Source organism: Duganella rhizosphaerae, assembly GCF_040364205.1.
Taxonomy (GTDB): Bacteria; Pseudomonadota; Gammaproteobacteria; order Burkholderiales; family Burkholderiaceae_D; genus Rugamonas; species Rugamonas rhizosphaerae.
Genome location: NZ_BPWK01000001.1, coordinates 583,273 through 597,989, shown reverse-complemented (window position 1 = coordinate 597,989; position 14,717 = coordinate 583,273). Strand labels below are relative to the sequence as shown.

Below are 14,717 nucleotides of genomic sequence, written 5' to 3'. Positions count from 1 at the left end.
GATGTCATGCAAGCCGCAGATCCTTGCGCATGCCGGCGTCCATCACGCCGGCCGGCGCAAAGGTGCGCAGCAGGCGCAGGCGCGCGGCCAGGCCGCCGGAAACATAGCGCAGTTTGGGTTTGCGGGCCAGCGCCGCCTTGAGCACCGTCTCGGCCACCACCTCCGGCCCCTCCGCGCCGGCCATCACTTCCTGCACGCGGCGGAGCACGGCGGTACGCACCTCGCGGTAGGCCTCGATCGGCGCGTCCGCCGCCAGCATATTGGCGTCGAACGGTGTGTTGGTGTAGGCCGGCTCGATGACGGTTGCGCGTATGCCCCAGTTGCGGACCTCGTGGTCCAGCGATTCGGTATAGCCTTCGACGGCGTGCTTGGTGGCGGCGTATAGCGCGCCATACGGCATGGGCAGGAAACCCAGCACCGAGCCGATATTGACGATGCGGCCCTCGCCCCTGGCGCGCATATGCGGCAGCACGGCGCGCGTCATGCGCACCAGGCCAAAGAAGTTGGTGTCGAAAATGGACTGGGCCTGCGTGATCGAGCTTTCCTCGGCCCCCGCCGGCGCCACGCCCACCCCGGCGTTATTGACCAGCAGGTCGATGCGCCCTTCCCGCCGCATCAATTCATCCACGGCCGCCTGCACCGAGGCGTCGCTGGTCACGTCCAACGCCAGCATTTCGAACCCGCCCGGTCCGGCCCCGGCGCCGCGGCGGCTGGTGCCGTACACCTTGAAGCCCGCCTGGACCAGCCGCAGGGCCGTGGCGGCGCCGATGCCGGACGAGGCGCCGGTGACCAAGGCAATCTTGTTGTTCATGGCATTTCCTTTCAAAGGTATCGATTGAATATGATGATCATCATATTTTAATGCAAAAAAAAACACGCCGATGACGCACCTTACCCGGCCGGCGGAGCCAGTTGTTTCAACGTCGCCGCGCGCAATGCCGCCGACAACTTGGGATCGTCCACCGCCCGTGCGACCATGGTTGTGCCGATCAGCGCGCAGACCAGCGCCATCGCCTGCTCGTGCGCCTGCGGCTGGCCCCAGTCGGGCATCTGGCGGGCGAACAGATCGATCATTTCCTTGATGTGGATGGTCGCGGCGCGCCGCACCTCCGGCGCCTGGCGCGGCATTTCCGAGCCCAGTGCGGACACCGGGCAGCCGGTCTCAATGGCGTCAATATGCTCTTGCGACAGGTAGGCCTGCATCATGGCTTGCAAAGCCTGCCCCGGCGACGCGGCAGCCGCCACCCGCGCCGCCAGGGCGACCGATTCCGCGCCCGCGCGGTCGCCGGCCTCGGCCAGCAACGCATCGCGGGATTCGAAATGCGCGTAGAAGCCGCCGTGCGTCAGGCCCGCTTCCTTCATGATATCGGCGACGCCGGTGCCGCCATAACCGCTGCGGCGAATCGCGCGCGCCGCCACTTCCACGATACGTTCGTGGGTGGCTTCCTTGCGGCTGACGGCAGCGCGTTTGGTGGATTTCGAATTCATGATGCTCATCATATCTCATTTTCAGCCGCCGTGCATGCGAGGGCAAAAATGCGCTTGACTAGGCAAGCTCAGTTGACCGCCGGCTTGGGCTTGAACATCATACGAAATGCTTGCAGCGCGGCCGGCTGGTAGATCGTCGCATGGGTTTCGGCCGGCATGCTTTGGTAATGCCAGCGCAGGCCGTCCGGAGCGCGGGCCGTCAGCAGCGCCGACAATTGCCCGGCGCCCTGGACGATGCCGGCGTTGGAGCTGCTGGCGATATACAAGGTTTGCGGCCTTGCCGCGCGCTGGGCCAGCAGGGCCGGTGCTTCGGCCAGCAGCTTGCTGTCGTTCCACCACAGGCTGGGATCGGCCGCCACGTAGTGATCGAACAGCTGTGGTTCGCGCAGGAAGGTTTCGACCACGAACAGGCCGGCCAGCGATTCGCCGATCACGGCCGTTTCGCCGGTGGTGCGGTAGCGCTGCTTCACCTCCGGCATCAGCTCCTCCCTGATGAAGCGGCGGAACTGCGCCGAACCGCCGACCACCGGGGCGATCTTCTTGTCTTCGGCGTTGTCGGTGGGGCCGGTCATGTCGCGGCGGCGCTGGGTGTTTTCTATGCCGACCAGCATGAACGGCCGCATGGTGCCGTTGTCGACCGACACCTGCAGCAGGCCGGCGATGTGCAGGAAGTCTTCGCGCTGGCCGCCGTCCGGCATGTAGAGCACAGGCAGCGGCGCGTCAGCCGGCAAGGCGTAGCCGCGCGACATGTAGACATTGATGTGGCGCGTTTCGGCCAGCACTTTCGATTCGATGTTGAAGCTCTCGCCGATCACCAGCGGCGCGGCGGCCGAGGCGGCCGGCGCGGCGGGCACCGGGCCGCTGATGCAGGCGCCCAGCAGGGCCGCCGCCAGGCACAGACTTGCGTGGAATTTATTGAACGTAACAATATGCGTCATTTCTACCCTTCGAGTTGTTGTCCCATCATTGCTGTGTGTCGCGCCGGCTGTTCATCGCTGCAGCCGCTCTCCACCTTGTCCAAGGCTTCCGACAATGCAACGCGAAGTACCGACAGCGAGTGCGCTTTCTTCTCCACTTCACGAATTTTCTCATGAAGCAGCAGCCGTTTTTTGCTCGGCGCCAGCGCCTCCTGCTCCCACGCGGCGATCACACCCGCGATCTCTTTTAGCGTGAAGCCCAGCGCCTTGGCGTGGGTAATGAGTTCGATGCGGCGCAAGGCCAGCGCCGAATACTCCTTGTAGTTGTTGCTCAAATGCGGCTGGGCTGCCTCGTTGAGCAAGCCCATACGTTCATAAAATCGGACCGTATCGCGCGATACGCCGGCCCGCGATGCAATTTCACCAATGCGCATTACCAGTTTCCTTCCCATCGAGACGCAGACTGTTGAAGAGAATGATTGACCGTGGACCATGGTCCACGCTTTACATTCAGCACTCTCTCAACCAATCATTTCACCATGCGACCACTCAACTATCGCAACACCACCATCATGGTAACAGGCGCCTCATCCGGAATAGGCCTGGCATTTTCCCATGCGCTGGCCGCGCGCGGGGCGAACTTGCTTCTCGTCGCGCGGTCAGCGGACAAGCTCACCAGCCTGGCGCGGGAGCTGGAGCATCGCCACGGCATCCGGGCGCACGCTCTGGCGGCTGACCTGACCGAAGCCGGCGCCGCCGGCGAGGTCCATGCGAGGGCCAGCGCGCTAGGCCTGACGCCTAACATCCTCATCAACAATGCCGGCTTTGCGACGCACGGTCATTTTGAAGCCCTGCCGCTGGACCGGCAGCTCGACGAGATATCGCTCAATTGCAGAGCCGTGGTCGAGCTCAGTCATGCCTTCCTGCCGGCCATGCTGGAACAGGCCGAGGGTGCCATTATCAATGTGGCGTCGACCGCCGCGCTGCAACCCCTGCCCTACATGGCCATCTACGGCGCCACCAAGGCTTTCGTGCTGTCTTTTTCGGAAGCGCTGTGGCAAGAATATCGCGCGCGCGGCGTGCGCGTGCTAGCGGTGTGCCCGGGCGCCACCGATACCGCTTTCTTTGACGTGGTCGGCGCCGAAGAGGCTGGGGTCGGCACACGCATGGCGGCCGAGACTGTCGTCAACCTCAGCCTGCGGGCACTGGATCGCGGCAGGAGCCATGTCGTTCCCGGCGGAGCCAATCGCATGCTGGGCTGGCTGCCCCGCATGCTGCCGAGGCAAACGATATTACAAATCGTCGCCAACATGCTTAGACCTCGCCAGCGGCGCCCGGACTGAGGATGGGCAGGTCAGGAGGCCGGCATGCTGCCGTCGGCGACGCTGCGGTAAACGTCGGAATAACGCCGCATCATGTCCGCCATCGAAAAGCGGGCGGCGATTTCGGCGCGGTTGGCCTGTCCCAGGGCGCAGCGCAACGCGGCGCTCGCCGCCAGCTGCCCCAGGGACAGGACCAAGCCGTCCTCGTCGCCGGAGCGCGACACGAATCGCCTGGAGACGTCTGGCATGATGTCCATGCAATCGCCGACGTCGGTGCAGGCGCAAGGCAGCGCCGCCGCCATCGCTTCGACCAGCGACAGCGGGAATTGCTCGCTGAACGAGGACATGGCGAAGATGTCGAACAGGCCGACATAGTTCTGCGGATGCGGCACGAAACCGGGCAGCACCAGCCGGTCCCCCAGTCCGCATTCGCCGGCGGCGTCCAATATGGCCCCGGCCTGCGGCCCCTCGCCGACGATGACCAGCCGCACATCGAACTGGCCGGCGAGGCGGGCAACCGCGCGCACCAGCAGCGTGAGATTCTTGACCGCGTTCAGTCGCGCCACGCAGCCGATCACGATTTCGCCGGGGCGGCGCGCAAAGCCGGGAATCGCGTCGGCGCGCGGCGGCGTCGAAAAGCCGGCGACATCCACGCCGTTCGGCACATACACCATGCGCCCGCCGGGTTGGCGCCAGACGTCGCGCGCGATGGCTTCGAGATTGCGCGACACCGTGACTATCTTGCTGGCCCCCGGATAAGTCAGACGCCGATAAGCGCTGCGCAACCGGTTCTGCCGTGCCGCCTCGGCCACTTCGAAGCCCTCTTCATGATGCACCAGCGAACGCCGCCCGAACAGCCGGTTCGCCAACAGCACATCCATCGCCCCCCAGTTGTAGGTACAGACCAGGTCCACCGGTGCGGCACGCAGATAGGCGCCCAACCGGCGCAGGCGCTGCCACATGCCGCGCTGCTTGAGCGGTACGTCGCGCACCAGGCTCGCCGTCGAAGCGGCCGCCAGCAGCGCCTGCGCGCCATAGCGGCCGTCGTGCGCGCAAATCCAGTGTTCGACACCCGCCCCCCAGTGCTCGATCATGCGTGTGACGCGCACCTGGGGACCGCCGACGTCGAAGGTGGAAAAGACGTGCAACAGGCGCGGACGACGCATCGCCGATCAATCGAGCAAGGCGCGCACCGGCACGACCAGGGCCTTGTCGATGAACGCGCGGCGATCGCACACCGGCGCCCAGTTCAGCACCGCCTCTGTCTCGGTCGTGTCGAAACGGGAGGGCATGCCGCGCGACAGGAAATCGCGCGAGTTGGGCGGGCGTACCTTGTTGCCGCCGGCCGTCTTGATCAGCCATTTCCCCCATTCGATGAGCAATTGGAATGCCAGGGACTGGGGATGGAAGGTGAGCGGACGGCCGACGATGGGCTTGAGCTCGTCGAAGTACTCGCGCGCCGACAACCTGACCCCGCCGACGATGTTGTCGGTGCGGCCGAGCACGCCTGCATCGGCCTTGAGCGCGGAAACGATGGCCGACGCGACATCCTCCACCAGCACGAACGGCAGCGGGTTGCGTCCGCCGTTCCACCCCAGGCAATGCTCGTCGTTGTTGAATAGCCCCAGGCCCGAGTGGAAGGGCGAGGCGCCCTCGCCCACCACGATGCCCGGCCGCTGGATGGTCACCGGCAGGCCCTGGTCCCGGTGCATGTCGAGCAGCACCCGCTCCGCCGCGGCCTTGGCGAGGCTGTAGTCGGAACGCAGGCCGCCGCGCTGGTCGCAGGGGGTGGACGGCAGGATGGTTTCCGAACGCTTGCCGAGGTAGACGGCGGCGATCGAACTCACAAACACCAGCCGTTCCACCTGCTTCTCCAGGCATACCTCGCCCACCGCCCTGGCCGCGCCGGCGACCAGGTCGACGGTCTGCTGGCGCGTTGCGCCGGTACCGCCGTGGACCAGGTTGACGACGTACTTCGCACTGCCGATGCCGCGCGCGATATCGTTGCGGTTGCCGACGTCGCCGCCGACCAGGGTGACGTTCGACTCGCTGAAGAAGTCCGGCGCGCCGCGCACGTTGCGCCCCATCACGCCGACGCTGTAGCCGGCGTCGAGAAGCTGGCGCACGACATGACGGCCGATGAAACCCGTGCCGCCGAGCACCGCGACATCGAAATGGGGCGTCGGCAGGTCCGCCTTCAGCAGCGTGCGGGGACTGGCGGCCGGCTCGTTCGACACGTTCGCCAGGCGGGCCACCTGCTCGCACAAGTCCACCAGGTTGGCGCCGAACTGGCCGCTGGACAGCGGCGCCCTGCCCTCGTCGATGGCGCGGTGGAAGTCCTGGACCGAGCCGCGGATGCTGCAATGGAAGGCGTCCGTCCGTGGACGCAGCTTCAGTTGCGCGCCCAAATATCGGCTGACGCCGCCGATCGACTGCCGCAACGACGCCGCGCCCTGCGCGGCGAGGCTGAGCGCGATGTCGGCGGCCTCCAGAAAGCGCGTGCGCTTGCAGTTCGATATGCTGTTGCGTATGCAATCGACCGCCACCACGCCGTCGTCGCACACGGCGGTCAGTTGCCAAACGGGGAAGCTGGCCCCGAATGCCATGTGCAACTGGCCGTCGCCCAACGCCCCCTTGAGCGTGACGTCAAAGCTCTTGTGGAAATTGACCCCGGGCGCGATTTCCCTGGACGGCGCGGCCGTGGACGCCGACACGTGCGCGGGCCCGATAAAGTGGATCAGCTGGCTAAGCGGATGCACCATTTGTTCGAGAATGATGTTCGACGGCCGCTCGAACATCCAATGGCCGAACTGCCTGGACTTCAGCTGGGCCAAGGGCACGGCGACCACCAGGGAGACGAAGCGCACACGGCCGAAGTGTCCCGCGTCCAGCATGTCCCGGAATTTGAGCAGGGCCGGATGAAAGATGAAGTTCTGGTTCACCCCCAGCACGGCGTTGCCGGACTCGGCGGCAGCGAGCATGCGCCGGCCCTCTGCCGACGCCACGCACATCGGCTTTTCCATCAGGCAGTGAACACCGGCCCGCAGCACCGACTCGCCGATCGCGGCGTGCAGATGGGGCGGCACCAACACATGCGCCCGCTCGAACGCCTTGGCGGCCAGCGCCTCCTCCGTCCGGGTGTAGACCTGAACCCCGGCGCCGATCCGGTCGGCCAGCGCCGCCGCGGCAAGGCGGTTCGAATCGACGACGCAAGAGACGGCGATTCCGGGCATCGCCTGCAGGGCCTCGAGATGTTCGCGGGCGATGCGCCCGGCGCCGATCAGGCCCACTCTGACTTGGTTCATCTTCATGTCCATCCTCCGGTTGCTTGTTTATTCGATCGCGTCGCAAGAACATCAGCAAGTTATATTCCAGAGCGGGAAAAGGCCTTTATCGTCATACGCTTAAGTCCGCGACCATGCCGGCAAGCGGGCGCGAGTGTCAATCTTTCCGACATCGTCGGCCCCTCATGCAGCCGACTTGACAAGGCCCCCAACTTCGCCAATACTATACCTTATGGTTAACTATAAAGACGCCCAGCTGGACCTGATCTTCGCCGCGCTGTCCGACGCCACGCGGCGCGGCGTGCTGGCGCAGTTGGGCGACGGCAGCCGCACCGTCACCGAACTGGCGCAGCAGTATGAGATGTCCCTGCCCGGCTTCATGAAACACCTGGCGGTGCTGGAGACGGCCGGCCTGATCGCCCGCTCGAAGGAAGGCCGGGTGGTGCGCTGCGCGCTCGAAGCCGCCCCGATGCAGGACGCCGCCCAGTGGATCGCCCACTACCAGCACTTCTGGACCGACCAGCTCGATTCGCTGGGACGTTATCTCTACCACCAAGAGGAAATCACATCATGCCCGCCACCGAACAGCCAGCCCAAGTCAGCCTCCGACGCACCTACCCCGTCGCCCCCGACAAAGTCTGGCGCGCGTGGACCGACCCGCAAGCGCTGAGCCAGTGGTTCGGCCCCGGCGCGGCCTCGCTGACCAAGGCGGAGCTCGACCTGCGCGTAGGCGGCCACTATCACCTCGCCTTCGCCGGACCCGACGGCGGCCTGAATCAATTGACCGGCGTGTATCAGGAAGTGGCGCCCTATACGCGGCTGGTATTTACCTGGGCCTGGCACAGCACGCCGGAACGGCAATCGCGCATCAGCATCGTTTTAACGCCAGTGGCAGAAGGCACGGAACTGTGTTTCGTGCACGACCGCTTCTTCGACGAGCAGGCCCGCATCAATCATGAACGGGGCTGGGCTCTTTTCTTCAGCAGTCTTGATCGTTACTTTTCAGGAGGTTCGCTATGAAATACCAGGGAAGCTGCCATTGCGGCAGAGTGAAATTCGAAGCCGAAGGCGAGATCGCGTCGGCGCTGTCCTGCAACTGCTCGATGTGCCAGCGCAAGGGAACGTTGATGTGGTTCGTGCCGCGCCCGGACATGCATTTGCTGACGCCGGACGACAACGCCAGCACCTATCTGTTCAACAAGCACGTGATCAAGCACCGCTTCTGCCCGGTTTGCGGCATCTCGCCCTACAGCGAAGGCACAGCGCCCAACGGCGACCCGGTGGCGGCGATCAACCTGCGCTGCATCGAAGGGATAGACCTGGACGCCATCCCCGTCAATCACTACGACGGCCGGTCGATTTAAGCAACTCAGCCTCCTGACGTTTTGCTTTTAATATAATATAAAACAAACTACAGGAGGCTGACGCATGAAACGCTGGTCAATTCCATACGCCGTGCTGGTCGGTGGCGCCGTTGCCGGCGCGCTCGACATCACGTTCGCGATTTCCTTTGCCGTCTACAACGGCCTGACGCCGGAGCGCCTGCTGCAAATCGTCGCCAGCGGCCTGCTGGGCAGCGCGGCCTTCAACGGCGGCGCACTGACGGCGGCGGTTGGATTGCTGAGTCACTTCGCCCTCAGCTTGGTCTGGATGGCGCTGTTCCTGGCGGCGGCACGGCAGGCGCCTGCCCTGCTGGCCAAGCCGTTGCTGTCCGCCATCCTGTTCGGCATCCTGGTGTTCCTGGCGATGCGGCTGGTGGTGTTGCCGTTGTCGGCCTTCCCCCGCCCTGTCACGTTCCAGCCGCTGTCGACGGTGCTGGACCTGGCTTCCCATATGTTTTTGTTCGGCCTGCCGATTGTATGGGCCACCCGCAAGGCAACGCTTTGAATGCAAGGGATACGCCGACATAAAAAAGGGCAGCCTTTTTATCGGCTGCCCTGCTGCTTTACGGCGTTACGCTAGCTTCAGATCGCTGCAATCGCCGCGTTGAAGGTGGCGCTCGGACGCATGACCGCTTCGGTCTTGGCCGGATCCGGGTAGTAGTAGCCACCGATATCCATCGCCTTGCCCTGCACCGAGTTCAGCTCTTCGACGATCTTGGCTTCGTTGGCCGCCAGCGACTTCGCCAGTGGCGCGAAGTAGGCTTGCAGTTCGGCGTCCTCGGTCTGGGCCGCCAGTGCCTGCGACCAGTACAGCGACAGGTAGAAGTGGCTGCCACGGTTGTCCAGCTCGCCGGTGCGGGTCGATGGCGACTTGTTGTTGTCCAGCAGCTTGCCGGTGGCTTCATCCAGCGTCTTGGCCAACAGCTTGGCCTTGGCGTTACCGGTCTTGATGCCCAGGTCTTCCAGCGACACCGCCAGCGCCAGGAACTCGCCCAGCGAATCCCAGCGCAGGTGGTTTTCTTCCACCAGCTGCTTGACGTGCTTGGGCGCCGAACCGCCGGCGCCGGTTTCGTACATGCCGCCGCCGGCCATCAGCGGAACGATGGACAGCATCTTGGCGCTGGTGCCCAGTTCCAGGATCGGGAACAGGTCGGTCAGGTAGTCGCGCAGGATGTTGCCGGTCACCGAGATGGTGTCCAGGCCGCGGAAGGCGCGTTCCAGCGTGTAGCGCATGGCGCGGGTCTGCGACATGATCTGGATTTCCAGACCCTTGGTGTCGTGGTCCTTCAGGTAGGTCTGCACCTTCTTGATCACTTCGTTCTCGTGCGGACGATAGCTGTCCAGCCAGAACACGGCAGGCATGCCGGAATTGCGGGCGCGGGTCACGGCCAGCTTGACCCAGTCGCGGATCGGCGCGTCCTTGACCTGGCACATGCGCCAGATATCGCCTTCTTCGACGTTCTGGGTCAGCAGCACTTCGCCGGTGGCCAGGTCGGTGATGTTGGCGACGCCGGCTTCCGACACTTCGAAGGTCTTGTCGTGCGAACCGTATTCCTCGGCCTGCTGGGCCATCAGGCCGACGTTAGGCACGGTGCCCATGGTCTTCGGATCGAAGTTGCCATGCCATTTGCAGAAGCCGATCATTTCCTGGTAGATGCGGGCGAAGGTCGATTCCGGCATCACGGCCTTGACGTCCTTCGGACGGCCGTCGGCGCCCCACATCTTGCCGCCGATGCGTATCATGGCCGGCATCGAGGCGTCGACGATGATGTCGTTCGGCGAGTGGAAGTTGGTGATGCCCTTGGCCGAGTCGACCATCGCCAGTTCCGGACGGTTGGCGTGGCAGGCGTGCAGGTCCTTCAGAATCTCTTCCTTCTGCGAGGTCGGCAGCTTTTCGATCTTCTCGTACAGGTTGGCCATGCCGTTGTTGACGTTGACGCCCAGTTCATCGAACAGCGCCGCGTGCTTGGCGAACGCATCCTTGTAGAAGATGCGTACGCAGTGGCCGAACACGATCGGGTGCGACACCTTCATCATGGTGGCCTTGACGTGCAGCGAGAACATCACGCCGGTCTTGAAGGCGTCGTCGATTTCCTTCTCGTAGAACTCCAGCAATGCCTTTTTGCTCATGAACATGCTGTCGATGATTTCGCCGGCCTGCAGCGAGACCTTCGGCTTCAGCACGATGGTCTTGCCGGACGCGGTGATCAGTTCCATCTTGACATCACGGGCCTGGCCCAGCGTCAGCGATTTTTCGCCATGGTAGAAGTCGCCGTGGTGCATATGCGAAACGTGGGTGCGCGACGCCTGGCTCCACTCGCCCATCGAATGCGGGTGCTTGCGGGCGAACTCTTTGACGGCCTTCGGCGCGCGGCGGTCGGAGTTACCTTCGCGCAGCACCGGGTTGACCGAGCTGCCGATGCACTTGCCGTAGCGGGCCTTCAAGGCCTTGTCGGCGTCGGTCTTGGCGTCTTCCGGATAGTCCGGCAGCTTGTAGCCGCGCGCTTGCAGCTCGCGGATGCAGGTGGTCAGCTGGCCGACCGAGGCGCTGATGTTCGGCAGCTTGATGATGTTGGTGTCGGCCAGTTGGGTCAGTGCGCCCAGTTCGGCCAGGGTGTTCGGGACCTTCTGCTCGTCGCTCAGGAATTCGGGGAATTCGGCCAGCACCCGTGCCGCCACCGAAATATCGCTGGAGGTCACGTCCACGCCAGCCGATGCAGCGAACTTCTTGATAATAGGCAGCAGCGAATAGGTCGCCAGCATAGGCGCTTCATCGGTCAGCGTGTAGATGATTTTAGTTTTCTGTGTTGCCATGTTCATTCCATGTCATGCGGGCGATACCCGCCGATTGAATTCCTCCGTTCCAGATTGCAAGATGGTGTGTCGTAATCTGGCAACGGCCCCAACCTGCATTTTAGCCCTGTTGGCGGCCGATGCCCAGAGGCGGATTCTGCGTAGAAGGTTTTTTCCCGGGAATAAATACAAAAAGGCAGCCATCGAGGCTGCCTTTCTTTACTGTCCGGCCGCCTGTAGTCGGCCGGCGGACGCGCCATTGCCTGGCGGCTTATTGCTTTTTCCTGCGGGAGTGGAGTCCAGCCAGCAACAGCAAGCCTGCGCCAAGCATGGCATAGCCTTCAGGTTCAGGCACCGGCACCGTCAACACCGTCGGCACCACCGTCATCACTGTCTGCGGGGTGATATCGAAGCGATAGTTGTCGTTAGGCCTCCATTCATTGGTGGAAAAAACTGCGCCTTGGCCGGAGTCAAAAGCATATATGTTGCTGTATGGACGGCTGGGGTAGTCAAAGAATTCTGTATGGCTCGCAATAAACTGCAATTGCCCGCCAATCACATAGGAAAACGAATCAACCTTGCAGGTCACAACGGGGAAGGTCCCAGCAGGGCAAGCGAGAAAATTCTCGTTGTATCCGTGGAACGGGAGGATTTTGAATGTGGTCAGTTCGGAGCGCTCGATGACGCCGTTATGGTTCGCGTCAACGCCTGAAAACGTACCGGTGATTTCAATGTCAGGGCGGTATTCGCCGTAGGCTTGAAAGCCGGTCCAAGTGATGGCCCATGCGCTCGGCACATCGGCAGCCTGGGAGAATGAACAGCACACCGCGAGAACGCTGCTGACAATAAGTTTCTTTAACATAATTATCCCGTAGACGATTGAATTGATAGAAATTAATAATAAAATAATTATCGATGAGCAAATAATATCATTAAAGTATCTTTATGCATTGATTTTTGCAAAAATATTAATCCCTACTTTGGTTGCCACTCTTACCTCTGCAACCAAAAGTTTCCGTTATTGCCATCAATGCATATTTCACTGTTGCACTAATGTTGAAAGTGATTATGTGAGAGTTTGCTAGCCTCATCAGACCTCTAAGATCGTGCCAACGTTCTGCCAAATTCTCATTTGGATATTTGGAATGCAAATAAGGCCTTAAGGAGGCAATATGAAATTTCAGAATTGGACTGTGGCAAACCGGCTCGGACTGGGTTTTGGCCTGGGTGCGGTGTTTCTGTTGGTAATCATCGGACTGGCCCTGACCAGCATGCGGCAGATCCAGGGACGACTGGACGAAATCACCAAGGTCAACAACGTCGAGACCAAACTGGCCCAGGTAATGGACCTGACAGTTACAGAGCGCGCGCTGGCCACGCGCAACCTGATCCTGCTGAAGGAAGACAAGGAAATCCAGATCGAGGTCAACCGCATCGACGAACAGCAGAAGAAATATGCCGCCGCCCAGGACAAGCTGGGGCAAATGTTCGCGACGCTGGCCGGCACCTCGCCCGAGGAAAAAGAGTTGCTGGACCAAATCCGCAAGCAGGCCGAGCAGGCAGTACCGTTCATCCAGCGCGCCGCCTCGCTGGCGCTGGAACAAAAACAGGACGACGCCTATAAACTGCTGCGCTACGAGTTCCGGCCGGTGCAGAAGCGCTGGTGGGAATTGCTGCGCAAGCTGATCGCGCTCGAGGAAAAACAAAACATCGAAGCGTCCGATGCGGCCGAAGTGGCCTATGCCCAGGCCCGCACGGTGATGCTGATCATCGGCTCGCTGGCCCTGCTGACCAGCGTGGCGGCGGCCTGGCTGATCACCCGCGGCGTCACCCGCGAGCTGGGCTGCGAGCCGGGCGAAGCGGCCGAGATCGCCGGCCAGATCGCCGCCGGCAACCTGACGGTGCGCATCGATCCCAAGGCGAACGACCAGCACAGCCTGCTGTTCGCGATGCGCTCCATGCGCGACAGCCTGGCCCGCATCGTCAACCAGGTGCACGCCAGCACCGAGACCATCGCCGCCGCCGCCGGCCAGATCGCCTCCGGCAACCTCGACCTGTCCTCGCGCACCGAACAGCAGGCCAGCACGCTGGAGGAGACCGCCTCCTCGATGGAGGAGCTCACCAGCACCGTGCGCCAGAACACCGACCACGCGCGCCAGGCCAACGGCCTGGCCGAATCGGCCTCCGACGTCGCCGCCAAGGGCGGCGCGGTGGTGGCGCAGGTGGTCGACACCATGGCCGCCATCGATGTCTCGGCGCGCAAGATCGTCGACATCATCGCCGTCATCGACGGCATCGCCTTCCAGACCAACATCCTGGCGTTGAACGCCGCCGTGGAAGCGGCGCGCGCCGGCGAACAGGGGCGCGGTTTCGCGGTGGTCGCCACCGAGGTGCGCAACCTGGCCCAGCGTTCGGCCGCGGCGGCCAAGGAAATCAAGGACTTGATCGGCGATTCGGTCGACAAGGTCCAGGCCGGCAACCGCCTGGTCGAACAGGCCGGATCGACCATGCACGACGTGGTGTCGAGCGTCAAGCGGGTGACCGACATCATGTCCGAGATCATGCTGGCCAGCCAGGAGCAATCGTCGGGCATCGAGCAGATCAACACGGCGGTCACGCAGATGGACGACGTGACCCAGCAAAACGCCGCGCTGGTGGAGGAAGCCGCCGCCGCCGCGCACGCCATGCAGGACCAGGTCAACAGCTTGAACGACCTGGTCAGCGTGTTCCGCACCGAGGCCAAGGCGGGCGCGGTACGGCCGGCGCTGCAGCGGGTGGCGGTGGCGGTGCCGGCCAAGTCGCCGCGCGCCCCCGCCCTGACCACGGCGGTCCGCGCGCGCGGCGCGGCCAAGGTCGATACGCAGGAATGGGAACAGTTCTGATCTGGAGGAAGCGTGATGGGCAAGCTGGACAAAATCGAAGACGCGGGCATGCAGGGCGCGCCCAATATATTCTGGCACGGCAGCCAGGTCAGCGCCGAAGTGCGCAGCCGCCAGGCCGGGCAACGGGCGGCCACCATCTGGCTGACCGGCCTCAGCGGCGCAGGCAAGTCGACCCTGGCGTCCGCGCTGGAAGGCCGGCTGGTCGGCGCCGGCCACATGGCCTACGTGCTGGACGGCGACAACCTGCGCCACCACCTGAACCGCGACCTCGGCTTCTCGCCCGCCGACCGCCAGGAAAACATCCGCCGCAGCGCCGAAGTGGCGCGGATCATGAACGACGCCGGCCTGTTCGTGATCTGCGCCTTCATCTCGCCGCTGCGCCAGGACCGCGAGATGGCGCGCCAGATCATCGGCGCCAACAACTTCCTCGAAACCCATGTCTGCACCTCGGTCGCCGTGTGCGAGGCGCGCGACCCCAAGGGTCTGTACCAGAAAGCCCGGGCCGGGCTGATACCGCAGTTCACCGGCGTCTCGGCGCCGTACGAGGAACCGCTGGCCCCGGCGCTCAAGCTGGACACCGGCGCGCTGCCGCTGGACGCCTGCTGCGAACGGCTGTATCAACAGCTGTCGCGCCGCTTCATCTGACGCC

15 protein-coding genes are annotated in these 14,717 nt (G+C 63.5%); 7 read left to right on the top strand and 8 right to left on the bottom strand.

Annotated elements, in window-relative coordinates:
• Positions 1 to 4: 4 nt before the first annotated feature.
• From RUGAMON1_RS02670 to RUGAMON1_RS02655, 4 genes are all read right to left on the bottom strand, one after another.
• Entirely contained in the window at positions 5 to 811 is an 807-nt protein-coding gene (locus RUGAMON1_RS02670) for an oxidoreductase (RefSeq protein ID WP_445229030.1), read from the bottom strand.
• Between the two features lie 80 nt (positions 812 to 891).
• Positions 892 to 1,500, bottom strand: a complete 609-nt coding sequence (locus RUGAMON1_RS02665; protein WP_445229029.1) for a TetR/AcrR family transcriptional regulator — start codon at positions 1,498 to 1,500, stop codon at positions 892 to 894.
• A 56-nt stretch (positions 1,501 to 1,556) separates the two neighbouring features.
• The gene (locus tag RUGAMON1_RS02660) at positions 1,557 to 2,426 is read right to left on the bottom strand and encodes an alpha/beta hydrolase (protein ID WP_445229028.1); all 870 of its coding nucleotides are present in this window, start codon (positions 2,424 to 2,426) and stop codon (positions 1,557 to 1,559) included.
• A gap of 2 nt (positions 2,427 to 2,428) precedes the next feature.
• Positions 2,429 to 2,839 (bottom strand): MerR family transcriptional regulator, encoded by a 411-nt coding sequence (locus RUGAMON1_RS02655; RefSeq protein ID WP_445229027.1) that lies wholly within the window; start codon positions 2,837 to 2,839, stop codon positions 2,429 to 2,431.
• 105 nt (positions 2,840 to 2,944) lie between these two features.
• Here RUGAMON1_RS02655 and RUGAMON1_RS02650 point away from each other — a divergent pair, with 105 nt between their 5' ends.
• Positions 2,945 to 3,748, top strand: a complete 804-nt coding sequence (locus RUGAMON1_RS02650) for an SDR family NAD(P)-dependent oxidoreductase (protein ID WP_445229026.1) — start codon at positions 2,945 to 2,947, stop codon at positions 3,746 to 3,748.
• Between the two features lie 11 nt (positions 3,749 to 3,759).
• Here RUGAMON1_RS02650 and RUGAMON1_RS02645 read toward each other — a convergent pair whose 3' ends face one another.
• Positions 3,760 to 4,893: a glycosyltransferase family 4 protein gene (locus RUGAMON1_RS02645; RefSeq protein WP_445229025.1), complete on the bottom strand. Its 1,134-nt coding sequence runs from the start codon at positions 4,891 to 4,893 to the stop codon at positions 3,760 to 3,762.
• Between the two features lie 6 nt (positions 4,894 to 4,899).
• Positions 4,900 to 7,032, bottom strand: a complete 2,133-nt coding sequence (locus RUGAMON1_RS02640; protein WP_445229246.1) for an NAD-dependent epimerase/dehydratase family protein — start codon at positions 7,030 to 7,032, stop codon at positions 4,900 to 4,902.
• 211 nt (positions 7,033 to 7,243) lie between these two features.
• On the opposite strand from RUGAMON1_RS02640, the gene RUGAMON1_RS02635 reads away from it, so the two are divergent.
• From RUGAMON1_RS02635 to RUGAMON1_RS02620, 4 genes are all read left to right on the top strand, one after another.
• The gene (locus RUGAMON1_RS02635; RefSeq protein WP_445229024.1) at positions 7,244 to 7,681 is read left to right on the top strand and encodes an ArsR/SmtB family transcription factor; all 438 of its coding nucleotides are present in this window, start codon (positions 7,244 to 7,246) and stop codon (positions 7,679 to 7,681) included.
• Entirely contained in the window at positions 7,582 to 8,031 is a 450-nt protein-coding gene (locus RUGAMON1_RS02630; RefSeq protein WP_445229023.1) for an SRPBCC family protein, read from the top strand. Before RUGAMON1_RS02635 ends, RUGAMON1_RS02630 begins: the two co-directional genes overlap by 100 nt.
• A complete protein-coding gene (locus tag RUGAMON1_RS02625) occupies positions 8,028 to 8,375 on the top strand; it encodes a GFA family protein (protein ID WP_445229022.1) in 348 nt (115 codons plus the stop codon). The genes RUGAMON1_RS02630 and RUGAMON1_RS02625 overlap by 4 nt, the downstream gene beginning before the upstream one ends.
• A gap of 64 nt (positions 8,376 to 8,439) precedes the next feature.
• Entirely contained in the window at positions 8,440 to 8,898 is a 459-nt protein-coding gene (locus RUGAMON1_RS02620; protein WP_445229021.1) for a hypothetical protein, read from the top strand.
• Between the two features lie 77 nt (positions 8,899 to 8,975).
• On the opposite strand, the gene RUGAMON1_RS02615 is transcribed toward RUGAMON1_RS02620, so the two are convergent.
• Both RUGAMON1_RS02615 and RUGAMON1_RS02610 read right to left on the bottom strand, forming a co-directional pair.
• Entirely contained in the window at positions 8,976 to 11,207 is a 2,232-nt protein-coding gene (locus tag RUGAMON1_RS02615) for an NADP-dependent isocitrate dehydrogenase (protein ID WP_445229020.1), read from the bottom strand.
• A 250-nt stretch (positions 11,208 to 11,457) separates the two neighbouring features.
• On the bottom strand, positions 11,458 to 12,048 hold the full coding sequence (locus RUGAMON1_RS02610; RefSeq protein ID WP_445229019.1) for a PEP-CTERM sorting domain-containing protein: 591 nt from the start codon (positions 12,046 to 12,048) through the stop codon (positions 11,458 to 11,460).
• Positions 12,049 to 12,358: 310 nt separating this feature from the next.
• Between RUGAMON1_RS02610 and RUGAMON1_RS02605 the strand changes: the two genes are divergently transcribed.
• The gene (locus RUGAMON1_RS02605) at positions 12,359 to 14,068 is read left to right on the top strand and encodes a methyl-accepting chemotaxis protein (protein ID WP_445229018.1); all 1,710 of its coding nucleotides are present in this window, start codon (positions 12,359 to 12,361) and stop codon (positions 14,066 to 14,068) included.
• A gap of 15 nt (positions 14,069 to 14,083) precedes the next feature.
• Positions 14,084 to 14,713, top strand: coding sequence for an adenylyl-sulfate kinase (gene cysC, locus RUGAMON1_RS02600; protein ID WP_445229017.1), 630 nt, complete (start codon positions 14,084 to 14,086; stop codon positions 14,711 to 14,713).
• Positions 14,714 to 14,717 lie beyond the last annotated feature (4 nt).